The following is a 22,440-nucleotide window of genomic DNA, read 5'->3' on the forward strand; positions in this document are numbered from 1 at the left end:
ATGGAAAATAAGAGAATGACTGCGGCAGATTATCCTTTAACTTCTAAGAGAAAAGGAGATATAAAAACTCCTACAGGAAAAGCTTTAGAAGATATAACTTTAGAAAAAGTTTTAAGTGGAGAAATCAATGCAGATGATATAAGAATTTCACCAGAAACTTTAGAAATGCAAGCTCAAATAGCTGAAAGCATGAACAGAGATGCTATAGCTAGAAACTTTAGAAGAGCTGCGGAGCTTATAAGAGTTCCAGACGATAGAATATTAGAGATGTACAATGCTTTAAGACCATATCGTTCAACAAAAGAAGATTTATTCAAAATAGCTGATGAACTTGAAACAAAATATGATGCTAAAGTTAATGCTGATTTTGTTAGAGAAGCAGCTGAAGTATATGAAACTAGAAATAAATTAAGAATAGAAGAGTAAAAATCAGAGGTGAAAAGATGAAAATCATAGCAGGAATTGATATAGGAAACTCTTCTACAGAAACTGCTTTAGGTAAGGTTTATGAAAATAATGTTGAATTTCTGTCTAGTGGGATAATTCCCACTACAGGAATCAAAGGAACGGAAGAAAATATAAGTGGGGTAATAGCTTCTTTAAACCAAGCTTTAAAGAAAGCTAACTTAACTTTAGAAGATTTAGATTTAGTTAGAATTAACGAAGCAGCACCTGTTATAGGGGATGTTGCTATGGAGACAATAACTGAAACAATAATAACTGAATCAACAATGATAGGACATAATCCTTCTACTCCAGGAGGACTAGGTATAGGAATAGGTAAAACTATAAGATTAGAAACTTTAGAAACTTTAAATATTGATGAAATCAAAGAGGAAGACAATGCTTTTATTCCATTGGTTTTAGGAAATATAAGTTTTTTAGAGGCTGTATTTAGAATAAATCAAGCAACTAGAAGAGGTATTAATATAACCGCTGCCATTGTTCAAAAGGATGATGGAGTATTAATCAATAACAGATTAGATAAAAAAATACCTATAGTTGATGAAGTTTCTCTTTTAGAAAAAGTTCCTGTAGATATGAAAGCAGCTGTTGAAGTAGCACCACAAGGGTCTGTAATTAGACAGCTATCAAATCCATATGGAATAGCTACTGTTTTTGATTTAAGTCCAGAAGAGACAAAAATGATTGTTCCTGTATCAAGAGCTTTAATAGGAAATAGATCAGCTGTTGTAATAAAGACTCCTCAAGGGGATGTTAAAGAAAAGAAAATACCAGCTGGTAAGATTAATATAACAGGAATGAGAAGAAAAGAATCTGTGGATGTTGAAGAAGGAGCAGATAAAATAATGGAGGCTGTTAGCCTTTGCTCTCCAATAGAAGACTTAAGAGGAGATGCTGGTTCTAATGTTGGGGGAATGCTTGAAAAAGTTAGACAAGTTATGGCTGATTTAACTAATCAAAGTATTTCAGATATAAAGATTCAGGATTTATTAGCAGTAGATACTTTTATCCCTCAAAAGGTTAAAGGTGGACTTGCAAAAGAGTTTTCAATGGAGAATGCTGTTGGAATAGCAGCAATGGTTAAAGCTCATAAGCTTCAAATGCAAATAATAGCTAATAAACTTGAAGAAAAGTTAGGTGTTCCAGTAGAAGTTGGTGGAGTAGAAGCTGATATGGCCATAAGAGGAGCCTTAACAACTCCAGGTACAAATACTCCTTTAGCTATTCTTGATATGGGAGCTGGATCTACTGATGCTTCCATTATAAATAAAGAAGGTAACATAACGTCAATACACTTAGCTGGTGCAGGAAACATGGTAACTATGCTTATTAAATCAGAATTAGGCATAGAAGACTTTGGACTTGCAGAAGATATAAAAAAATATCCATTAGCTAAGGTTGAGAGTTTGTTCCATATAAGACATGAAGATGGAACTGTAGAGTTCTTTGAAAAACCTTTAGATTCTTCAGTTTTTGCTAAGATTGTAATTATTAAAGAGGGAATGCTTATTCCGGTAGACGGACAAAATTCTTTAGAAAAGATTAAAAATGTTAGAAAAACTGCTAAGGAAAGAGTTTTTGTAATTAACTGCTTAAGAGCATTAAGAAGTGTTTCACCTACAGGAAATATAAGAGATATAGAATTCGTTGTTTTAGTTGGAGGATCATCATTAGACTTTGAGGTTCCTGAATTAGTAACAGATGCCTTATCTCATTATGGAGTAGTTGCAGGAAGAGGAAATATAAGAGGATGTGAAGGTCCAAGAAATGCAGTTGCAACTGGATTAGTATTAGCCTTTGACAGAAAGGGTGTCAAGGAAAATGATTAAGGATTATAATCATCCAAGCATATTTGTATATTGTTCTTTAGGAATAAATGAAGTGGATATAGAAGAAATTCTATGGGGAATAGAAGAAGAAGGAATCCCTTTCATATTAAAAAATAAAGATTTAAATGATGCTAAGGAACTTGCTAATTTAGCTGCCAATGATTCCAAACTTTCAGTTGGAATAGGAGTTAACAGTAAAGGTGACGTAAGTTTAACTATTAATAAGTTAAAGGATGAAGAACCTTTATTCTTTATAAACTTAGAAAAAGGAAATACCTGTTTAAGAAGTTTAGGAGCTAATGGAGCAAGATTAGTTAAGGGGATGCCTTTAAAAAATATTTAAATTGAAGAGGTGTTTAACATGAATATTTACACTAAAACTGGTGATAAAGGAACAACTTCTCTTTTCGGAGGAAGTAGAGTAGATAAATGTGATTTAAGAGTAGATGCTTATGGAACAATAGATGAATTAATATCTTTCATAGGTCTTGCTTATGCTGAATTACCTGATGAAAAAGAGAAGGAAATACTTAATAAAATACAAAAGGAATTGTTCATGTTAGGAGCCGAGCTTGCTAGTGATGAAAAAGGACTTGAGCTTTTAAAAGATAAAATCCAATTGGATCATATAGAGTATTTAGAAAAATTAATAGATAAATATATGGGAATAGCAGGGCCTTTAACTGCCTTTGTTATACCAGGCAAAAATAAACCTTCAGCAACTCTTCATGTAGCTAGAACTGTAGCTAGAAGAGGAGAAAGAATAATGACTGCTTTAAACGAGGTACAGCCATTAAGAGAAGAAATTAAAAAATATATAAATAGATTATCAGATACTTTATTTGCATTAGCAAGATATTATGAAGAAAAATAATTAACTTAAAGGAGGAGAAAAATATGAAAAAATTAAATGATGTAAAAGAATTAAGCTTAGAAATAGTTAAAGAAATGGCTAAAGCTGCAGAAGCTAAAGCTGCTGAAATGAATGTTCCAGTTATATTTGCAGCAGTTGATGCTGGTGCAAATTTAATGCTTATGCATAGAATGGAAGATGCATTTTTAACAAGTATTGATATAGCTATAAATAAAGCTTATACAGCTGCATGTTTAAAGCAAGGAAGTCATGAAATTGCAGAATGTGTTCAACCAGGACAAAGTCTTTATGGTCTTCAATTAACAAATAATTGTAGAATAGTACCATTTGGTGGTGGATTCCCAATTATAGTTGATGGAAAAGTTGTAGGAGCTGTTGGTGTAAGTGGTGGAACAGTTGAAGAAGACATGGCTATAGCACAAGCAGCAGTAGATTGTTTTAACAATAAGTAATAAAAAGTTAATAATATTTAATCTATATAATAGATTAGATATTTAAAATATATTTTAATACATATAAAATGTTGAAAAATGGAGGAAAATGAAATGAGAATGTACGATTATTTAGTACCAAGTGTAAACTTTATGGGAGCTAACTCAATATCAGTAGTTGGTGAAAGATGTAAAATATTAGGTGGAAAGAAAGCTTTAATAGTTACAGATAAATTTTTAAGAGGATTAAAAGGTGGAGCAGTTGAATTAACTGAAAAATACCTAAAAGAAGCAGGAATCGAAGTTGCTTATTATGATGGAGTTGAACCAAACCCAAAAGATACAAACGTTAAAGATGGTTTAAAAATATTCCAAGACGAAAACTGTGATATGATCGTTACAGTTGGTGGAGGAAGCTCACATGACTGTGGTAAAGGAATAGGTATAGCTGCAACTCACGAAGGAGATCTTTATGACTATGCTGGAATAGAAACTTTAACAAATCCACTTCCTCCAATAGTAGCAGTAAACACTACAGCAGGAACTGCAAGTGAAGTAACTAGACACTGTGTTATAACAAACACTAAAACTAAAGTTAAATTCGTTATAGTAAGCTGGAGAAACTTACCTTTAGTTTCAATCAATGACCCAATGTTAATGGTTGGAAAACCAGCAGGATTAACAGCTGCAACAGGAATGGACGCTTTAACTCATGCTGTAGAAGCATACGTATCAAAAGATGCTAACCCTGTAACAGATGCTGCTGCAATACAAGCTATAAAATTAATATCAAGTAACTTAAGACAAGCTGTTGCTTTAGGAGAAAACTTAGTAGCTAGAGAAAACATGGCTTACGGTTCATTATTAGCTGGTATGGCATTCAACAATGCTAACTTAGGATATGTACATGCTATGGCTCACCAATTAGGTGGATTATATGACATGCCTCACGGAGTAGCTAACGCTATGTTATTACCACACGTATGTAAATACAACTTAATATCTAACCCACAAAAATTCGCTGATATAGCTGAATTCATGGGAGAAAACATAGAAGGATTATCAGTAATGGATGCTGCTCAAAAAGCTATAGATGCAATGTTCAGATTATCAACTGATATTGGAATACCAGCAAAATTAAGAGACATGGGAGTAAAAGAAGAAGACTTCGGATACATGGCTGAAATGGCTCTTAAAGATGGTAATGCATTCAGTAACCCAAGAAAAGGTAACGAAAGAGACATCGTTGAAATATTCAAAGCTGCATTCTAATAAAATATTAGCTTTATAATAAAAAATAATTAAAAATATAATAAGTGCTAGCTCTAATTATTAGAGCTAGCAAATAATAAAAGGCATAAATACAATAGACTTTTTATAGAAACTTAATAAACAAACAACAGTAAAAATTAATGTATTTAAATCGGATAAATAAAATAATTAAGTTATAAATACCCAATAACTTAAATTAAAAAGATTAGTTTAAAATAATTTTATAAGATACCCAATTAAATTATTTTAGAATGGAATTTTTCATAGTGTACTTAAAAGACTCTTTCAATATTGAAAGAGTCTTTTAAATATGTTATGAAAGAATAAAAGGTTATAAATATCTTTTTTAGAAAGTTTAAATATATAAGATAAGTTGGAATATATATGAGCCTATAGAATAAATCACATGTTTAATTAAGAAATAAACAAAAATAATAAAAAGGTTAAAAATGATTATAGATATAGTTAATTAGTCTTCAATTATATCTATAGTCATTTTTTTATTTTAAAATTATACAAAAAAATGTATGAAAGTTGCATAAAAATAAGTGTGTTACAGATAGAAACACTTAATAAAATAAGAAATTAGGTTTTAAATAACGATTTCACAAATAAATATACAAAAATATGCATTTTTATTCAAAATAAGTATTGTATATTTATTATAACGGTAGTATAATTTTAACATAAATATGAACTAAAAATTAATAAATGTTGAATAAAGTTTAAAAATGCAAACTAAGGAGAGTTTAAAATGGGAAAGGACAAAAAAATAAAGTTATGGGCATTAGTAATGCTTATTTTCGTACCAACATTTGGATTTACTAATATAGCAAGTAACGCTGTATATTTAGGACCAGCAGCTATTCCATCTTGGGTAATAGTATCTATTTTTTATTTTTTACCTTTGTGTGGAATAATAGCAGAAATGGCTTCAGCAAATAGAGATAAAGAAGGTGGAATATATTCATGGATAAATAAAGCTTTGGGTGAAAAATGGGCTTTTGTAGGAACTTGGACTTATTTCATAGGAATATTATTTTACTTACAAATGGTTTTTTCAAGAATACCAGTAGCTGCATCATGGGCAATACTTGGAAAAAATGTATTTACTGATTCTAATGCATACTTATTACCGATTTTATCAATTGTAATATGTATAGCAATGACATATATAGCAACCATAGGTGTAAGTAAGTTTTCAAAACTTGCTGATTTTGGAGGACAATTTACTTTAGGGGCAACTGTTATTTTTATATTAATGGCAATAGTAGGATATTTTATGGGAACACCTTCTGCTACAGAATTTACAGTTCAAAATGTAATTCCTGATTTTAATGTAAGTTATTTTTCTACATTCTCATGGTTATTATTTGCAGTATCAGGATCAGAAGTAGCTGGTACTTATATAATGCAAACAGAGAACCCTAAAAAGACATTTCCAAAGGCTATGATAATTGCAACAGCTTTAATAGCATTCTCATACATTTTAGGTTCTGTAGCTATACAGTTTATAGCATCACCAGAAGTTTTACAGAAGGCAGGAATTCAAGATGCAGGTTATGTTGTATATTATATATTAGCTAATAATTTTGGAATAAATGGTAAGGTTATAGTACAAGTATATGCGGCTATCAATTTAATAACATCAATAGCAGCCTATATAATTTGGATGGAATCACCAATAAGAGCCATGTTTGGAGAAGTTCCAAAGGGAACATTCCCAAGTTTCTTAACTAAGAAGAGAAAAGATGGAACTTTAGTAAATGCTTTATGGACACAATGTGCAATTTTAGTAGTATTAATATCAATACCTTTATTAGGTATAGGATCAATTAATGACTTTTTTAAATTATTAACAGATTTATCATCTTTAGCAGTTGTAGTTCCATATGTAGTATTAATATGTGCATTTATATCCTTTAGAAAACATAATAAAGATTTAGACTTTAAATTTTTTAAAAGTGATGCCTTAGCATACACAGTTGCAGGAATAGCTTTAGTACTTTCTTGTGCTGGATTCTTTGGAGCTGGTCTTCAAGACATTGTTGGAAGTTCAGGTAAGGAAGCTGCAATTTTAATAATAAAAACTTATGGGGGACCTGTTATACTTATGGCTTTAGGTCTTGTTTTAAGAGCATTATCTGAAAAGTCATATAAAAATAAGATAGGCAAAGAGGATATTGAAGTTGAAATTATTGAAGAGAGTATATGTGAATAGATTAAACAATAGTTTTAAAAAAATAAGATAGAGTGTGTGATATTTTCATATAATTTCATAGCTTAGATTAAGCAATAGCTTTTTAAAAATTAAATATGGTAATTTTATTTATGTAGAAAAAAGGTGGATTATAGGACTTATCCATCTTTTTTTATTTTATGATAATTAAATTAAAAATAAGAAATATTTATTAATAATATTTCTAAATTTTTAATTGACTTTTAATGAATTGTATAGTAATATCTAAATGAAAATGATTTTCAGTAACAGATGGAAGGAGAAATCAATGGAATATCTAATTTATTCATTAATAGCAGTAATAATTTTAACAGTAGGTCTAAACAACATTTTTAAAAAGCAATCTAAATATTTTTATATGTTAGCTACTTTAATATCAATAGTAGTTACATCATATGAAATTTTTAAAATATGGACAGGCTTTAAATTAGAAGGAATTATATTTGTTTTAGAAAGAAGCTTTATGAAAGGCTTTATATCAACAGCATTATTTATTTTAGCAATGTTTGCAGGGGCTCTAAGTAAGAAGTGGGGAATTACTAAAAAACTTTTAAGAGTTAGAGCAGAAATGGCAATTTTAGCATCTATACTTATATTACCTCATTTTATAATCTATACCTACAAGTTCTTAGTAAGAGTATTTAGTGGAAAGCCATTAAGTATTTTATACATATCTTTTATAATAGTAGGATTAATAGCATTTATAATAATGATTCCTCTATTCATAACATCATTTAAGAAAGTAAGGGTTAGTATGTCACCAAGTAAGTGGAAAATAGTTCAAAGATGGGCATATCCTTTTTATTTTCTAGTGTATGTACATATAATATTGATCTTATTTAATAAGAAAGTTTTTGATTTAAATGCTGTAATATTATATACAGTTATATTCTTAGGATATTTTGTTTTAAGAATATTTAATAATAAAAAAGCTATTAAATAATATAAAAGTTAATATTCTTACAGGCTCCCTTTATAGTAATAATTAAATTTTTTCTATAAAGGGAGTATTTTATTATGTAATTAAAAGTTAAAATAACATAAGAGATAAAAATAAGTTATATTTATATTAGAGTAATATTTCATTTTAATAGTTATATATTCTTAAGATTAAGTTTAATTTTGATACTTATTTGATACTTAATAGTTAATTTTTATAATCAAGAGAAATTTGATTTTTATTTTAATATAGACAAATTTAGAGTTTAAATATAAAATTTCATTTAAACTTTAGAAATTAGGGGGAGTAAATTTGGAATTTAGACAAGCAAAGATTTCTGATTTAGGTCAGATTGTGGAAATAATAGAATTATCTAAAAAATATCTTAAAGGAACTAAGGTTGATCAATGGCAAGATGGTTATCCAGCAAAGGAAGATTTAAGAAGAGATATAGAAAGTGCAAATAGTTATGTATTAACTAATAAAGATGAAATTATTGCTACAACTGTAATATCTTTAGAGGGTGAAAGCACTTATAATTCAATATTTAATGGTGAATGGATTACCAATGAGGAATATATTGTTATGCATAGAGTTGCTGTTCATGACAAATACAAGGGAAAAGGAATTTTTAAAGAATTAATAAAAGAGGCAGAGAGTTTAGCTTTAAATAAGGGTATTTTTAGCATAAAAATAGACACTCATAGAGATAATATTTCTATGCAGAGGGCATTAGTAAAAAATAATTTTAAAAGATGTGGAATAATATATTTAGAGGATGGAAGTGAAAGAATAGCCTTTGAAAAAGTAATTAAACCTTTTTAGAGATAAATAAAAAATACTGGAAATATTAATTTCCAGTATTTAAAAATATAAATTTAAAAATTTATTAATTTACAAATTAGGATTATTTAGTTATATCATTAACACAACAATATTAAGGAAGTGTTACTGTAACAGGTCTAAGTTGGAAGATAGAAATAACTAAGTTAAGATTTAATTTTTCTACTACAGTATCAAATAAATTTTCGTTAGTAAATGAACAGCTAGTTTTGTTTATAACAGCTTCACTAATATTATAGCTATCTAATTCACAAGAGAATGGCTCTTGTAACACAACTGATTGAGAGAAGAATCTTTCACAGTCAGATTCACTCATTGTACCCTTATCACATGGTTTCATACAATCTTTTAATATTGCTCTTTCTGTCTTAGCAACAGGAGTAACTATATTAGCATTAGTTAAAGTTATTGGAACAGAAAAATTAAAGTTGAGTTTTGCAGTTAAATCTTTATAATCGTTTCTCATAACAAGACAGTCTTCACATGGATCAACAGAAGCTTGATCAGCGCTTGGAGTAGCGTATTGAACATTTTTTAAAATATATCCTTCAACAAAAAGTTGAGCATTATTTGTTGTTGCTGTTGAAGCTGGAACTATATAACATTGATTTAAAACTAATCTTCTAGATATTCCTTTTATACTGTAAAATCCTTCAGGAATTATAATTGAATCAGTTAAAGGATGATTTATATTTATAGCTGCAACTCTAACTAGAGCTTTAGCGTTTCCAATAGGAGCAGGAGTAACTGCACTTGTTGTTGTATCAAAATTATCAACATTTACATCTATATCATCAGCACATACAGGAAATCTTCTTTCACAACATGAACTCATTTAATTTCACCTCATAACATAAAATTTTAATTATTGACCTTATGTTATATAGTATTCTATTTTATTTGAAAATGTTCTATGTTTTTTAGTTTTGATTAATTAAGATTAAAAAATACTATAAAAAATCGTAGAGTTCAATAGAATAATTAGCTATTATGGAGAATTTAAAGATTTTATGCAAGTGAATACAGTCTTCTATAACTTTTATATTGCTAGACTTTATGTCAGTAGTAAATTTGTTTTCTTTTAAGGATATATTAGATTCATCAAAATACACTGTATTGCCCATTATTGGATAAATAAAATTGATATGAATAGAACTATTAAAAGGAATTCTAATCACATAGTTATTCATCTTAGATATAAGAGGAATTTTGTTGTTTTCTGGTGTTGAATATGTTAAGTCAATTTCTAAGTAACCATTTAAATATAAAAATCCAGACTTTCTACTGGATGCATCTAAAATTAAGGAGCTTGAGCATAGTTTTAGAGTGTTTTTTGTTGAATTTATATAAGTAATATGTTTAGGAAATTCTACATCTCCCTTAAATACATCAACTATGGAGAATTGACTTAAATAAATAGGCAGTTTATATTCTTGTGATTTATCTTTTAATATTTTAAAATCAGATTTATTTCCAAAAATTTTGTTATTTATATTTTGTAGATAGGTAGAATTTTTTAGATGAATAATTGATATCTTTAGTTTATTAGTAGGGATAGTGCTTTTATTTCTTATTTTTGCTGCATTATATATATGTGAGAAATTTTTTATATTAATTTTATTTTGGGGGTTAGTACTATTATTATGCTTATTCGGAGTAGTTATTAAAAGAATAATCTGACAATATAAAAAGCTAAACAATACTTTGCTAAATTTTATTGATAATAAATCTTTGCAATACAAAATAAATATTGAAAAAACATACTTTAAATTCATTTAATTTAACCTCAATAATTGCTTATTTAATACATATTGTTGATTTTGAGAAAATAGTATAATTATGAATAAATTTTAATATACAGATATTAAATAAAAAAGAAAACTCTTTAAGAGTTTTCTTTTTTTGAATTAGAATTGATTGACTTAAGTTCTTTTTTTAGAAAGTAAGAGATTACAGTTCTTAGTGCAACTGTTGATCCTAAAAGCAAAATATCATATAAGGTAGGTTTTAAAATAGATAATATAATACCTGAACATACTAATATTTCTAGGCCTAATAATATATAGCTACCAAGAAAGTTTTTAGCCTTATTTAATTCTTTGACTTTTAATATTCTATTTCCCTTTGAAAATTCGATTTTGAAGAATTTAAATATAGTTAGTATAACTCCATAAATAATTACTGTAACAGATATTCCTTGCAAAATAAGAATCAACAATTCTAAAGTTTTATGTACCAAAGAAATCACTTCCTTCATAATAATCTAGAATTTAACTTTCAAGGTGCTCCTTATTAGATTCTATTTCTTTATTAAGAAAGTAAGAAATTACAGTTCTTATTACTACTATGGATGCTAAAACTATAATATCGTGGAAAGTAGGATTTAATATAGATTCAATTATATCAGCACATATTAGAATTTCTAATCCAAGTAATATATAAGTTCCTAAGCAATTTTTAACAATAGTAATTTTTTTCACAGCTTCAATTCTATCTTTAGATTTTATTTCAGATATAATAAAATCCTTTACTGTCAAAAGTACTCCCCATAAAAGAACTATTATTGAGACTGCATTTATTATCCATATAGCACCTTCTAAGATATGTCTAAACATATTAAATTCACCCCTTATCTTTAGATTGTAAAAAGATTATTTTTTTATTCAATTTTATATAAATAGTATAGCATAAAATGTAATAAAGCTTACTTTAAATTATTTTAGCTTTAGAAGACCATCTTTATAAATATTTATTTTTCATAAGTAGTATAATTATTTTAAGGAATATATACTTTATGGACATATAAAAAGGGGGAACTTTATGTGTAAAACTTTAAATAGAAAATATTTTTATAAATATGGTGAGAAAAAAGAGGATGTAGAGATAGTTGAAAATATGCTAAATAGTATGAGGAGTAGTGGAACTTTTAAGGGGGAGAAGAGTGCTTACATATATTATGAAAAATACATAATGGAAGAATCAGATAAAGCAATAGTTATATGCCATGGATTTTCGGAATGTATAGAGAAATATCATGAAATAATATACTATTTTTTAAATGAAGGTTTTTCAGTTTATATAATGGAACATAGAGGTCATGGGAGATCAGGATGTTTAAGTAAATCTTGTAATACACAAGTGGAAGTAGAATCCTTTGATTATTATGTTAAAGATCTAAAGACTTTTTTAAATGAGGTTGTATTAAAAGATAAAAGGTTTAATAATAATTTATATTTATTTGCACATTCTATGGGGGGAGCTATAGCCACTATATTTTTAGAAAATAACCATGGATATTTTAAGAAAGCAATTTTAAATTCCCCAATGTTTAGAATAAATACAAGAGAATACTCTCATATAAAATGCAAATTAATAGCTAAATTTTTAATTCTTATGGGAAAAGGAGAAAATTTTATTTTTGGACAAAAACCCTTTGAGGAAGAGGAGAATTTAGAGTCATCAGGTACATCGGATAAATATAGACATGGCTTATACCATAAATTTCTATTAGAAAATACTATTTTGAGAAGAGGTGGAGGTTCTATTCATTGGTATAAAGAAGCAGCAAAGGCAACGGATTATTTAATGAAGAAGAGAAATATACAAAGAATTAACACACCTATTTTACTATTTAAAAGTGAGTTTGATTCCTATGTTGACACAAAATTTCATGATGAGTTTAAAAAATTAGCCAAAGACTGTGAACTTATTAAAGTGAAGGGAAGTAAACATGAGGGGTTTTTTGAAAAAGATGAAATTCTTTATGATTATTTAGATAAGATATTTAAATTTTTAGAGGAAAATAATTAGATATTATAAGAGAGGTTGTGCCTCTCTTATAATATCTTTTATATTGATAATCTTTCTTATAATAAACCTTCATTTTTAAGTTTAGTAATAGCTTTGTCTATGTAGCTTAAAGTACAGAAATCTCTATCTATTTTTTCAGCAGAAAGTTTAAGTCCTTCTATAAGCATATTTTCTTTATGATTCTCAAGAAGTCTAATTAAACTTAAGGTATTTAAGTCACCTTCTTTTGTATCTAAAACCCTAGATTTTTTTATGTATTTATTTTCTAAAGCCTTCAAAGCAGCTTCCTTAAGAGAATCACTAATTTCAAAAGATGGCATATCTTCATAAATTTTAACTTCATCTTCTTTAAACTTCATGCCAGATGTTTTACTTATATCACTATTTATAAATATTACATTTTCAAAGGTAGCACCTGAAAAATCAACTCCATCTAAGTTAACCCCTTCAAAGATTACATTTTTAAATTTAGATTTTTTGAATTTACTTTTCTTAAGGTTACTACCTATAAATTCTGTAGAGTCAAATTTGCATTCAAAGAAATCACAGGATTTAAAATGTGCACCCCTAAAGCTTGCATAACTAAAATTAGAACAAGAAAAATCACAGTTATAGCAGTTTCCTCTTCTAAAATCCATATACATAAAATTTTTATTTCTTTTTTCTGCCTTATTGTATTTGAAAATTTGAGTGTTTTTTTGAGTTTGTGTCATAATAATCGTTACTAAGTCTTAGTTATATATTATAAACTTAACTAATATAGTAACGTATCCACCACCTTTCTAAATAAAAATACCTTTAATTTATTTAAAATAACTTTATAAAGATAAATTATATAATTACTAATTTAAAAGTCATATTTTTTTATTCTATCACATAATATTACTCTTAGAGAAGAGATTATAAGCTTTTAATATAAATATTCTTATAAAAAGGCAACTTAAATAAAATTTTAGTTGCCTTTTTACTTAAAGTTTAAGATCTTCTTCTATTTTTTTTCTAACCTCTTCATCAAAATCATATATTCTAATATAGGATTCACTTATAGAATTCATAAATTTTTTATATTCCTCTATACTCATAAAAGAGTTTTTAGATAGATTAAGAGGAATAACCTTACTTTCTGAAATGTATTCTTTTACGTTTACAATTAAGATTATAACGGTAAGTATATCAGTTGCATTTGCATAATCTAATAATCTTAATGGGATATCTTCAAAATATAAGGACTCAGATGAAATTAATACTAATAAATTTCTTATTTCATCTTTAAACTCTAGAGGTTTTAATTCTAATTTTTCAAGAAAATTTTTTATATCAATAGATTTTTCATAGACTTTATCTATATGGTTTTCTAAAATTGCTTTAACAAAGGCTTCTTCATAGTTTGCTTTTTTCTTTATGCAGCAATTATAAGAAGAAAGAAAAATAAGAGATGATATAAAGTTAAGCAAGTTTAAATTATATTTGGAGGTTAGCTCATTGTATGAAGATTTAAAATCTTTATAGTAATCTTTTTCTAATGTTGAGTTTTTGAATATAGAACAGTGTTTAAAATAAGCATAAGGATTGTTATTAAACCAATTTCTAAATTCATCTTTATTTTCAAGCAAAAATTCTAAAATTAATTCTCCTTCATTCAATAACCTTTTAAAAAGAGTTAATTGTTGAAGTTGAAAAGAGCAGCCAGTTAATGTTGTAGAAGCTACTCCAGAAAAATCAGAATTTAGCCCGCCCATTATCATATTTCGTTCACCAATTTTTTCATAGAAAAAATCTGAAAGAGTACTCTTTGATAACCTAAAAATAATATCATCTAAGGCTTCATTATTAAACAGATCTTTTTCCATAAAATCTTCAATAAGAGTATAAAATCATTAGATAATATTCACCTATTGATTAGGCCTCCCTTCTATAGTAATGTAGACATCGCTATAGTATATGCATAGGATTTCTAATATGTTTATATAGGAATTTTCTTTAATAATTAATATTTATAATAATTAGTCATAATTAAATTTGAAATAAAAAAGTAGAGCTTGGCATCCGGCGAAGGACTAAACCAAGCTCTACAAAAGAATTAGCACTATACGTACCAACTGCTTAATAATAATACCATTTAAAATATAAAACTGTCAAGAAATAATTTAAGTTAAAAAAATATGTTGACTTTAAAAAATAAATAATATATTATTTAAAACAAGAAAAATATTTATTTAAATGCGTTGAAGAGGGAAAGTAAATATTATAAGTTACTACAGAGAGAGGTTAGTTTGCTGAGATAACCTGTAATGAGTATTATTGAAGTGCCCCTTGGAGCTTAAGTGCCGAATTAAGTAGGTGTTTATGGGAACTCCCATTATAGAGTTAGGGTATGAACGTACCTAAATAGAGATGGATATTATATATCTAATCAGAGTGGAACCGTGGAAGTATAGTCTTCTGCCTCTGTAATTTACAGGGGTAGAGGGCTTTTTTTATTATATATTTGCTGGCCAGCATATAACAATAAAATTATACTTTGTAAGCTTGGCTTTTAATATAAAAGCTTAGCAATATTAAATAAAAAGTAATTTTATAGGAGGAAATTTTTTATGATTAATATTAAATTAATATTAGCAATTGTGCTTTCAATATTAGCAACATATGCTATATATAAAATAAGAAAAATTACAAATAAATTTTCATTTGCTACGCTGACAGCATTAACTTTAGGGGTAGTACTTGGAATTATATTTAAGGAGAACATACTATTTTTAGATACAGTAGGAAAGGCTTATATGTCTTTAATTAAGATGATAGTAGTTCCTTTAGTAGTAACATCCTTAATAACTAGTATTGTTAGATTAGAAAATTTAGATACATTAAAATCAATAGGATTAAAAACATTTACTGTTTTATTAGGAACTACAGGAGCTGCAGCCCTTATAGGAATTATTGTAGCTAGTTCTTTAAATCTTGGACAAGGTTTAAGATTTATAGGGGCTGAAAATTTTAAGGCAAGAGAAATACCAGGGTTTTCTAAGGTACTTATAGATATGCTACCATCAAATCCTTTAGCAGCTATTGTAGAAAATAAAATAATACCAATAGTTATTTTTTCAATGTTTGTAGCAATTGCTTTGGTTATCGAAGATAATATCAATAAAGAAAAAGCAAAACCATTTAAAGATTTTATTTTATCAGCTTATGATATAGTTTTAAGAATCACTAAAATGGTGTTAAGAATAATACCATATGGAGTATTTGCCTTAATAGCTACAGCGGCAGCTAAAAATGGAATGGATACTTTGATGTCATTAATATGGGTTATACTAGCTGTTTATATAGCTGCTTTTCTTCAATTTTTATTTGTATATACGCCATTAATAAGCTTTGTTGCAAGAATGAACCCATTAAAATTCTTTAAAGGAATTTTCCCAGCACAGGTTGTGGCCTTTACAAGCCAAAGTAGTTATGGTACTTTACCTGTTACAATAAAATCTTTAGTAGAAGGTGTGGGAGTATCAGAAAATATAGCAAGCTTCGTAGCACCACTTGGATCAACAATTGGATTAAATGGATGTGGAGGTTTTTATCCAGCAATAGTTGCAATATTTGCAGCAAATGTTTTTAATGTAGAACTTACTATTTATTCATACATACTTATAGTTTTAACTGCTATAATATCTTCCATAGGAATAGCAGGGGTACCTGGATCAGCAACAATGTCAACAACTGTAATGTTAGCGGCCTTAGGATTACCAATAGAAGCACTAGCAATGGTAATAGCAGTGGATTCTATAATTGATATGATAAGAACTGCTACAAATGTAACAGGAGCTTCAGTTGCTGCATTAATAGTTGATCAAACAGAAAAAAGAAAAGAATATAAAGTTGAAGAATTAGTACAAAGAGCATAAAATTAAGAATTTATTTTAAAGTACAATACATAAATATCTAATATAAGGAGTTGAATTAAAGACTTACTAAAGCTTATTATTAATAAGTTTTAAACTAAAGTTTAGTTCAGCTCCTTTAAGCTTTATTTGATATAAGTGTATAGAAAAATTATTATTTTTTAAATAGAATACATTCTTTCCAATCTTTCATTTGATATTTATATATAGAAATTTTATTTTATACTAAGAGTTAAATGAAAATTTAAGATTATTTTAAATAAATCTAACTGTAGTATTATGGTATTATTTTGGTATAGAAAGTTTTAAAAATACAATTATAAATTGATTTGTAGGGGAGTTATAATTATGATTAATTCAGAAAGTATTTTAATAGTTGAAGATGATATAGATATAAATAATTTATTGAGTAAAATTTTAGAGAAAGAAGGGTTTAAAGTTAGACAAGCATTTTCAGGATCTGAAGGTAAGATGTGTTTAGAATTTTTTGAATTTGATATGGTACTCTTAGATCTTATGCTACCAGGTATAACTGGTGAAATATTTATAGAGGAGATTAGAAAGAGAAAGAACACTCCAATAATAGTTATATCAGCAAAAACTGCAATGGAGGATAAGATAAATGTTTTAAAATTAGGTGCTGATGATTTTATAAGCAAACCTTTTGATGTTAATGAAGTTTTAGCAAGGATTGAAGCTCTTTTAAGAAGAAGTAAAATAACAAATTCAAGCGAAGTTGTAGAGACAATAAAATATAAGAATCTTATATTAGAACCTAGAAGTAGAGAAGTTAAGGTTAAGGGAGAGGAAATACAACTTACTTCTAAAGAGTTTAAAATATTAGAACTTTTAGTTTGTAATCCAAAGAAAGTTTTCACTAAGGCAAACTTATTTGAAACAGTATGGGAAGAGGAGTTTTTAGGTGATGATAATACTATAAATGTTCACATAAGCAATCTTAGAAATAAGATAAATCTTTTAGATAATGAAAATGATTATATAAAAACTATTTGGGGAGTAGGCTTTAAAATGGATTAGCTACATTGATGATTCATAATTTCCTTAATAAGTTGATTTGAATAAATATCAAAATATAGAGGAGTTTATATTTTAAATATACATTTAATTAAGGTTTAATAGAAAAATTAAGACTTTCTTAAGGTTTTCTTTAAGGTATTTTGAGACTTAAGGTTTATTATATAAACATAGAGAAAGATAAAGAGAAAACTTATTAGGAGGTAAAGATTTTGGGAAATATAATTTCTATAAGAAATTTAAACAAAAATTATGGTAAGAAAAATATTCTTGATAATTTAAGTATGAATCTAAAAAAAGGCGATATATATGGTTTAGTTGGGAAAAATGGTGCTGGTAAAACAACTTTAATAAGAATTATTTTATCCTTAGCTAACTATGACTCAGGAGAAATAGAACTTTTTGGTGAAATTGATGAAAAGAAAAAGCTTTATGAGCATAAGAAAATAGGCAATATAATAGAAACTCCATCATTTTATTCTTTTCTTACAGCAAAGCAAAATCTTGAATATTATAAAATTCAAAGAGGAATAGTAGGAGAAAAATCTATTGATGAAATCTTAGAAATGGTTGGACTTGGAGATGTGGGAAATAAAAAGTTCAAAAAGTTTTCATTAGGTATGAAGCAAAGATTAGGCTTAGCCCTTGCACTTTTAGGAGAACCAGAATTACTTATTTTAGATGAGCCTACTAATGGAATGGATCCTATGGGAATTAAAGAAGTAAGGGAAGTATTAATTAATTTAAATAAGAAAAATGGAGTTACAATATTAGTATCAAGTCATATTTTAGGAGAGTTATCACAACTTGCAAATTGTTATGGCTTTTTAAAGGATGGGAAAATAATAGAAGAGATTTCATCAGAGGAACTTAATGAGAAATGTAGGAATCATTTGCTTATTAAAGTTGATGATTGTAAAAAGGCTGCAGTAATATTGGAAAAGGTTTTAGATAATAACTCATATGAAGTTTTACCTGATAGATTTATTAAGATTTATAATAAGTTAGATGAACCTCAATTAATAAACAGAGCACTAGTAGAAAATGGAGTTGAAGTTTATTCTTTAGAAAGAGTAGGAGTTAACTTAGAAGATTACTTTGTAGATTTAATTGGAGGTGAATATAATGCTTAATTTAATAAAAGCAGAACTTTATAAGATAGCAAGAAGACCTGTATATATTACAATTTGTATAATATTTAATTTACTTATAATTTTAGCTGGAATAGCTATGCATTATGCCTTCTTAGAAAATTCTAGAATACCTGATTTCTCAGCATTAGTTTTTATAACAATTAACTTTATGGGAGCTATTCCATGGATAATGCTTATGTTTATAGATGTAGTTTTAGAAGAATATAAAGAAAATACTCTTAAAAATTTAATTTCTTCAAGTATATCAAGGGAAAAAGTGTATTTAAGTAAATATATAGTTCAGGTCATTATATTTTTAATTATTGAAATAACAGCAGTATTAACTATGATAGGAACTTCCTATGCTTTAGGATTAGTTGGACCTAATGGATTTTCAGATTTTATGGAAGTAATATTAAGATTACTAATAGCATTCCCAATATATATCAGTGCATTAGCTATATATGATTTTATTACCATAATAACTAAAAAGGAAGGTTTAGCGGTTGTAGTTATATTAGGTATTGTTTCAGGAGTACCAATTATATTTTCTATATTATCAAGTATATATGAAGGAATTTTCACTTTAATTTATCCTTATTTATTATTTAATCCTTTAAAGAGTTTAGTAAGTGAAGTTTTAACTACAAAAATAATAGGAACTAATATTATAGTAGGAATAATAAATACAGTAGTATTTTTAATTTTAGGAATTTTAGTAATAAGAAAACAAGAAGTTAAATAAAGGAGGAGGTATATTGGAAGGATTTATAATAGGATTGTCTTTGACAATCCTTATTGTGCTTTTAATAATATTTATTTTAAAAACTAAAGAAATAAATAGATTAACCTTGGAGTTAAAAAAGTTAAACAGGGAGGGGAAAATAGAAAAATTAAGATTATCACTTCCAAATAAAAATATTGAGAATTTAATAGCTGAGATAAATACATTAATAGATGATAAAAGAAAAATGGAGAATATTTACAAGGAAAAGGACATTGAGTTAAGAGAAGCCATTGCAAATATGTCTCATGATTTAAGAACTCCTTTAACTTCTATAATGGGATATGTTTATTTATTAAATGATGATAAATTAGATAAAGAGGAAAGAAAAGAATATTTGAAAATAATAGAAAAAAGATCTGCAGTTTTAAATGATTTAATAACTAATTTTTATGGACTATCTAGAATACAAGCAGATCAATATGAAATTAAACTTGAACCTGTTAATTTAGAATTGGTCTTGGGTGAAATTATTGCGGCTTTTTATGAAACCTTAGATTATAAATTTGGAGAACCAGAAATTAATATTGAAGAGGGCTTAGGTCCTGTATTAGGTGATAAACAGGCTTTAAATAGAATATTTACTAATTTAATTGAAAACATCATAAAGCATGGTGAAGGGGAAGTAAAAATATCCTTAAAGAAGAAAAATAAATATATAGTAATGGAATTTTCTAATAAAGCAGAAGAATTAGAACCTAAGGATGTAAATAGAATCTTTGAAAAGTTCTTTACTAAGGATAGAATGAGAACAGGGCAAAATACTGGCTTAGGGCTAGCCATAGTTAAACTATTAGTAGAAAAGCAAGGACAAAAGATAGAGGCTAAAAAGGTTAGAAATAGGCTTGTTATAAATATAATATGGAGTTTAGAAAGTTAAAAGCCTGTAGACTTTGGGGAGTTTAGAAAAATTGATTTTTTAGAAGTATAAAATAAGCAATTTGAAATTAAATTGCTTATTTTTTATTTTAATAAATACAACTTTAAAGTTTTTCGTAAACTTTTTGTCCTTCTCTTATTTCATTAAGTGCTTTAATTCTTAGATCAACTTTTTTATTTATATGCTTTAAAAATGCAGATTCTAAGGTTCTCTTTTCTGTATATGATAACTTATCCCAAATTATTTTAGGAAAAAGATCTTTTATTATGAATGTTTCTCCAGAATTTATATAACTTAATAGATTAACTGCTTGTGGTAATATTGAATTCATAAGAAAACCTCCTTAAAACGTAAATTAAACTACTAAGTATAATATATGCTTAAAAATTTTTATTAAGAACTTTGAAAATAAAATTTAACATAAAAAGCTTTAATTATTTTGCGATTTAACATAGAAAGGAAATATGATTTTATATGAATAAAATTATTATGTAGTTTTGCTCACCTTTTTTAGTGTATAATACTTATATGTTTTTGGTAAATTAAATTATTAAAAGTAGAATTTAATTTTAGTTAATTATAAAGAATAAGAGATGAATTTTGAAAAATATTTGTAAAATCAAATTTGGAGGAAACAAATGGATAAGAAAAAGGTAATAGTAGTTGGGGGAGGACCAGCTGGAATAATGGCATCTTTAACAGCATCAGCTAATAATGAAGTTGTGCTTATAGAGAGAAATAATGAGATTGGTAAGAAGCTTAGACTTACTGGTGGCGGAAGATGTAATATAACTAACAATAGAGATATAGAAGAGTTTTTTGATAAGATAGTTACAAATAATAAGTTTATGTATAGTGCATTATATACATTTTCAAACTATCAACTTTTAGACTTTTTAAGTAAAAAGGGCTTAGAGTATAAGGTTGAATTAGATCAAAAAGTATACACTAAAAGCGATACAGCAGAAGAAGTAATAAGCATATTTAAAAATGAATTAAATGATTGTAGAGTAAAAGTTTTATATAATACTAAGGTATGTGATTTTATAGTTGAGGAAGATGAAATAAAAGGAATAATCACAGAGCAAGGTAAAAAGATTTTAGGTGATAAAATAATAATAACTACAGGTGGAAAGAGTTTTCCTAATACAGGATCAGATGGAAAAATGTATAGTATATTAGAAAAATATGGACATACAATAACTCCTATTCATGCAGCCTTAATTCCTCTTGTTACTAAAGAAGACTTCGTTAAAAATCTTCAAGGAGTAGCGATGAAAGATGTGGTTGTTTCAGCTAAAATAAAAAAGAAAAAGTATGAGAAATTTGGAGATATGATATTTACTCACTTTGGAGTATCTGGTCCTGCAATACTAAAGTTATCTTCTTATATAACTAAGGCTTTAGATCAAGGAGAGGTTGAGCTAAACTTAGACTTTTTAAGTGATAAATCCAAGGAGGAATTATCACAGATAATAAGAAGCAATCCTAATAAAACTGTATTAAATAATTTAAAGGGAACATTACCTCAGAACTTTTTAAAACAGATATTTGAAATGCTAGAATTAACAGAGATTAAGGCTAGTGATTTGAAAAAAGAAGATGAAAATAAAATAATTTCATATATTAAAGAGATGAAACTTACTGTAAGAGAAACTTTAACTATAAAGGCAGCTCAGGTAACTTCTGGTGGTGTTAAGGTTAAAGAAATAAATGCCTCTACTATGGAATCAAAGATTATAAAAAATCTTTATTTTGCAGGAGAAGTTATAGATATAGATGCAGAAACTGGTGGATACAATCTTCAAATGGCATTTTCAACAGGATACTTAGCAGGAAGTGATTTTTAAATTCTTTAATTAAAATTATCAAAGTAAAAACTTACAAAGGATATGAGGATTCATTTAGTAATTCTCAAAATCTCTTTGTAAGTTTTTACATTTTAAAGGTGGAATTAGTTAATTTTTATATAATTTTAAAAATTCTTCAGTATTTTTGGATTAAAA

Annotated in this window: 23 protein-coding genes and 1 other annotated feature; of the genes, 16 read left to right on the top strand and 7 right to left on the bottom strand. The window is 27.0% G+C overall.

The window, feature by feature from the left end:
• The 9 genes from ACYUCG_RS02855 (at nucleotide 1) to ACYUCG_RS02895 (ending at nucleotide 8,875) form a co-directional block, all read left to right on the top strand.
• The gene (locus ACYUCG_RS02855) at nucleotides 1–426 is read left to right on the top strand and encodes a diol dehydratase small subunit (RefSeq protein WP_003451918.1); all 426 of its coding nucleotides are present in this window, start codon (nucleotides 1–3) and stop codon (nucleotides 424–426) included.
• A 17-nt stretch (nucleotides 427–443) separates the two neighbouring features.
• Nucleotides 444–2,294, top strand: a complete 1,851-nt coding sequence (locus ACYUCG_RS02860) for a diol dehydratase reactivase subunit alpha (protein WP_139933199.1) — start codon at nucleotides 444–446, stop codon at nucleotides 2,292–2,294.
• Nucleotides 2,287–2,637 carry a glycerol dehydratase reactivase beta/small subunit family protein gene (locus ACYUCG_RS02865; RefSeq protein ID WP_060795343.1) on the top strand — a complete coding sequence of 117 codons (351 nt, stop codon included), beginning with the start codon at nucleotides 2,287–2,289 and terminating at the stop codon, nucleotides 2,635–2,637. The genes ACYUCG_RS02860 and ACYUCG_RS02865 overlap by 8 nt, the downstream gene beginning before the upstream one ends.
• A gap of 18 nt (nucleotides 2,638–2,655) precedes the next feature.
• Nucleotides 2,656–3,168 (top strand): cob(I)yrinic acid a,c-diamide adenosyltransferase, encoded by a 513-nt coding sequence (locus tag ACYUCG_RS02870; protein ID WP_060795345.1) that lies wholly within the window; start codon nucleotides 2,656–2,658, stop codon nucleotides 3,166–3,168.
• A 23-nt stretch (nucleotides 3,169–3,191) separates the two neighbouring features.
• Complete coding sequence (locus tag ACYUCG_RS02875) at nucleotides 3,192–3,620, top strand: GlcG/HbpS family heme-binding protein (protein WP_060795347.1); 429 nt, start codon at nucleotides 3,192–3,194, stop codon at nucleotides 3,618–3,620.
• A 93-nt stretch (nucleotides 3,621–3,713) separates the two neighbouring features.
• A complete protein-coding gene (gene dhaT / locus ACYUCG_RS02880) occupies nucleotides 3,714–4,871 on the top strand; it encodes a 1,3-propanediol dehydrogenase (protein WP_003451991.1) in 1,158 nt (385 codons plus the stop codon).
• Nucleotides 4,872–5,625: 754 nt separating this feature from the next.
• Nucleotides 5,626–7,092: an amino acid permease gene (locus tag ACYUCG_RS02885; protein ID WP_415341639.1), complete on the top strand. Its 1,467-nt coding sequence runs from the start codon at nucleotides 5,626–5,628 to the stop codon at nucleotides 7,090–7,092.
• Between the two features lie 286 nt (nucleotides 7,093–7,378).
• Nucleotides 7,379–8,053 (top strand): ferric reductase-like transmembrane domain-containing protein, encoded by a 675-nt coding sequence (locus ACYUCG_RS02890; RefSeq protein WP_460268060.1) that lies wholly within the window; start codon nucleotides 7,379–7,381, stop codon nucleotides 8,051–8,053.
• 309 nt (nucleotides 8,054–8,362) lie between these two features.
• A complete protein-coding gene (locus ACYUCG_RS02895) occupies nucleotides 8,363–8,875 on the top strand; it encodes a GNAT family N-acetyltransferase (protein WP_460268063.1) in 513 nt (170 codons plus the stop codon).
• A 112-nt stretch (nucleotides 8,876–8,987) separates the two neighbouring features.
• Here the strand turns inward: ACYUCG_RS02895 and ACYUCG_RS02900 are convergent, their stop codons facing one another.
• The 4 genes from ACYUCG_RS02900 to ACYUCG_RS02915 all read right to left on the bottom strand — a co-directional run bounded on the left by ACYUCG_RS02900 (nucleotide 8,988) and on the right by ACYUCG_RS02915 (nucleotide 11,508).
• Nucleotides 8,988–9,728 (bottom strand): DUF7852 domain-containing protein, encoded by a 741-nt coding sequence (locus tag ACYUCG_RS02900; RefSeq protein ID WP_283679972.1) that lies wholly within the window; start codon nucleotides 9,726–9,728, stop codon nucleotides 8,988–8,990.
• 115 nt (nucleotides 9,729–9,843) lie between these two features.
• A complete protein-coding gene (locus tag ACYUCG_RS02905) occupies nucleotides 9,844–10,668 on the bottom strand; it encodes a hypothetical protein (protein ID WP_460268065.1) in 825 nt (274 codons plus the stop codon).
• Nucleotides 10,669–10,778: 110 nt separating this feature from the next.
• Nucleotides 10,779–11,150: a DUF1622 domain-containing protein gene (locus tag ACYUCG_RS02910; protein ID WP_181159606.1), complete on the bottom strand. Its 372-nt coding sequence runs from the start codon at nucleotides 11,148–11,150 to the stop codon at nucleotides 10,779–10,781.
• Nucleotides 11,151–11,163: 13 nt separating this feature from the next.
• Complete coding sequence (locus ACYUCG_RS02915; protein ID WP_060795361.1) at nucleotides 11,164–11,508, bottom strand: DUF1622 domain-containing protein; 345 nt, start codon at nucleotides 11,506–11,508, stop codon at nucleotides 11,164–11,166.
• Nucleotides 11,509–11,713: 205 nt separating this feature from the next.
• Between ACYUCG_RS02915 and ACYUCG_RS02920 the strand changes: the two genes are divergently transcribed.
• On the top strand, nucleotides 11,714–12,703 hold the full coding sequence (locus ACYUCG_RS02920) for an alpha/beta fold hydrolase (protein ID WP_460268066.1): 990 nt from the start codon (nucleotides 11,714–11,716) through the stop codon (nucleotides 12,701–12,703).
• Nucleotides 12,704–12,759: 56 nt separating this feature from the next.
• Here ACYUCG_RS02920 and ACYUCG_RS02925 read toward each other — a convergent pair whose 3' ends face one another.
• Together ACYUCG_RS02925 and ACYUCG_RS02930 are read right to left on the bottom strand one after the other, a co-directional pair.
• Nucleotides 12,760–13,416, bottom strand: coding sequence for a pentapeptide repeat-containing protein (locus tag ACYUCG_RS02925; RefSeq protein ID WP_003464694.1), 657 nt, complete (start codon nucleotides 13,414–13,416; stop codon nucleotides 12,760–12,762).
• A 255-nt stretch (nucleotides 13,417–13,671) separates the two neighbouring features.
• The gene (locus ACYUCG_RS02930) at nucleotides 13,672–14,553 is read right to left on the bottom strand and encodes a hypothetical protein (RefSeq protein ID WP_003464626.1); all 882 of its coding nucleotides are present in this window, start codon (nucleotides 14,551–14,553) and stop codon (nucleotides 13,672–13,674) included.
• A 366-nt stretch (nucleotides 14,554–14,919) separates the two neighbouring features.
• Nucleotides 14,920–15,156: a binding site (T-box leader), on the top strand.
• A gap of 141 nt (nucleotides 15,157–15,297) precedes the next feature.
• Between ACYUCG_RS02930 and ACYUCG_RS02935 the strand changes: the two genes are divergently transcribed.
• From ACYUCG_RS02935 to ACYUCG_RS02955, 5 genes are all read left to right on the top strand, one after another.
• Entirely contained in the window at nucleotides 15,298–16,605 is a 1,308-nt protein-coding gene (locus ACYUCG_RS02935) for a dicarboxylate/amino acid:cation symporter (protein ID WP_283679996.1), read from the top strand.
• Between the two features lie 345 nt (nucleotides 16,606–16,950).
• Nucleotides 16,951–17,640, top strand: a complete 690-nt coding sequence (locus ACYUCG_RS02940; RefSeq protein ID WP_460268068.1) for a response regulator transcription factor — start codon at nucleotides 16,951–16,953, stop codon at nucleotides 17,638–17,640.
• Nucleotides 17,641–17,849: 209 nt separating this feature from the next.
• Nucleotides 17,850–18,770 (top strand): ATP-binding cassette domain-containing protein, encoded by a 921-nt coding sequence (locus ACYUCG_RS02945; protein ID WP_049039713.1) that lies wholly within the window; start codon nucleotides 17,850–17,852, stop codon nucleotides 18,768–18,770.
• Nucleotides 18,763–19,515 (top strand): ABC transporter permease, encoded by a 753-nt coding sequence (locus tag ACYUCG_RS02950; protein WP_460268070.1) that lies wholly within the window; start codon nucleotides 18,763–18,765, stop codon nucleotides 19,513–19,515. The genes ACYUCG_RS02945 and ACYUCG_RS02950 overlap by 8 nt, the downstream gene beginning before the upstream one ends.
• Nucleotides 19,516–19,528: 13 nt before the next feature.
• Nucleotides 19,529–20,434 (top strand): sensor histidine kinase, encoded by a 906-nt coding sequence (locus tag ACYUCG_RS02955; protein WP_460268072.1) that lies wholly within the window; start codon nucleotides 19,529–19,531, stop codon nucleotides 20,432–20,434.
• 103 nt (nucleotides 20,435–20,537) lie between these two features.
• On the opposite strand, the gene ACYUCG_RS02960 is transcribed toward ACYUCG_RS02955, so the two are convergent.
• Nucleotides 20,538–20,765, bottom strand: a complete 228-nt coding sequence (locus ACYUCG_RS02960; protein ID WP_060795376.1) for a single-stranded DNA-binding protein — start codon at nucleotides 20,763–20,765, stop codon at nucleotides 20,538–20,540.
• A gap of 307 nt (nucleotides 20,766–21,072) precedes the next feature.
• Here ACYUCG_RS02960 and ACYUCG_RS02965 point away from each other — a divergent pair, with 307 nt between their 5' ends.
• Nucleotides 21,073–22,284: a BaiN/RdsA family NAD(P)/FAD-dependent oxidoreductase gene (locus ACYUCG_RS02965; RefSeq protein ID WP_415320084.1), complete on the top strand. Its 1,212-nt coding sequence runs from the start codon at nucleotides 21,073–21,075 to the stop codon at nucleotides 22,282–22,284.
• The last annotated feature ends 156 nt before the right edge of the window (nucleotides 22,285–22,440 follow it).

This window comes from Clostridium sp. CTA-17 (assembly GCF_054767895.1).

What these genes read in the sequence shown, in the direction of transcription:
- ACYUCG_RS02915 (WP_060795361.1), bottom strand. Translation starts at nt 11,508, where the DNA reads ATGTTTAGACATATCTTAGAAGGTGCTATATGGATAATAAATGCAGTC.
- ACYUCG_RS02905 (WP_460268065.1), bottom strand. Translation starts at nt 10,668, where the DNA reads ATGAATTTAAAGTATGTTTTTTCAATATTTATTTTGTATTGCAAAGAT.
- ACYUCG_RS02885 (WP_415341639.1), top strand. Translation starts at nt 5,626, where the DNA reads ATGGGAAAGGACAAAAAAATAAAGTTATGGGCATTAGTAATGCTTATT.
- ACYUCG_RS02935 (WP_283679996.1), top strand. Translation starts at nt 15,298, where the DNA reads ATGATTAATATTAAATTAATATTAGCAATTGTGCTTTCAATATTAGCA.
- ACYUCG_RS02960 (WP_060795376.1), bottom strand. Translation starts at nt 20,765, where the DNA reads ATGAATTCAATATTACCACAAGCAGTTAATCTATTAAGTTATATAAAT.
- ACYUCG_RS02950 (WP_460268070.1), top strand. Translation starts at nt 18,763, where the DNA reads ATGCTTAATTTAATAAAAGCAGAACTTTATAAGATAGCAAGAAGACCT.
- dhaT (WP_003451991.1), top strand. Translation starts at nt 3,714, where the DNA reads ATGAGAATGTACGATTATTTAGTACCAAGTGTAAACTTTATGGGAGCT.
- ACYUCG_RS02900 (WP_283679972.1), bottom strand. Translation starts at nt 9,728, where the DNA reads ATGAGTTCATGTTGTGAAAGAAGATTTCCTGTATGTGCTGATGATATA.
- ACYUCG_RS02855 (WP_003451918.1), top strand. Translation starts at nt 1, where the DNA reads ATGGAAAATAAGAGAATGACTGCGGCAGATTATCCTTTAACTTCTAAG.
- ACYUCG_RS02860 (WP_139933199.1), top strand. Translation starts at nt 444, where the DNA reads ATGAAAATCATAGCAGGAATTGATATAGGAAACTCTTCTACAGAAACT.
- ACYUCG_RS02920 (WP_460268066.1), top strand. Translation starts at nt 11,714, where the DNA reads ATGTGTAAAACTTTAAATAGAAAATATTTTTATAAATATGGTGAGAAA.
- ACYUCG_RS02940 (WP_460268068.1), top strand. Translation starts at nt 16,951, where the DNA reads ATGATTAATTCAGAAAGTATTTTAATAGTTGAAGATGATATAGATATA.
- ACYUCG_RS02910 (WP_181159606.1), bottom strand. Translation starts at nt 11,150, where the DNA reads ATGAAGGAAGTGATTTCTTTGGTACATAAAACTTTAGAATTGTTGATT.
- ACYUCG_RS02925 (WP_003464694.1), bottom strand. Translation starts at nt 13,416, where the DNA reads ATGACACAAACTCAAAAAAACACTCAAATTTTCAAATACAATAAGGCA.
- ACYUCG_RS02890 (WP_460268060.1), top strand. Translation starts at nt 7,379, where the DNA reads ATGGAATATCTAATTTATTCATTAATAGCAGTAATAATTTTAACAGTA.
- ACYUCG_RS02965 (WP_415320084.1), top strand. Translation starts at nt 21,073, where the DNA reads ATGGATAAGAAAAAGGTAATAGTAGTTGGGGGAGGACCAGCTGGAATA.
- ACYUCG_RS02875 (WP_060795347.1), top strand. Translation starts at nt 3,192, where the DNA reads ATGAAAAAATTAAATGATGTAAAAGAATTAAGCTTAGAAATAGTTAAA.
- ACYUCG_RS02870 (WP_060795345.1), top strand. Translation starts at nt 2,656, where the DNA reads ATGAATATTTACACTAAAACTGGTGATAAAGGAACAACTTCTCTTTTC.
- ACYUCG_RS02865 (WP_060795343.1), top strand. Translation starts at nt 2,287, where the DNA reads ATGATTAAGGATTATAATCATCCAAGCATATTTGTATATTGTTCTTTA.
- ACYUCG_RS02930 (WP_003464626.1), bottom strand. Translation starts at nt 14,553, where the DNA reads ATGGAAAAAGATCTGTTTAATAATGAAGCCTTAGATGATATTATTTTT.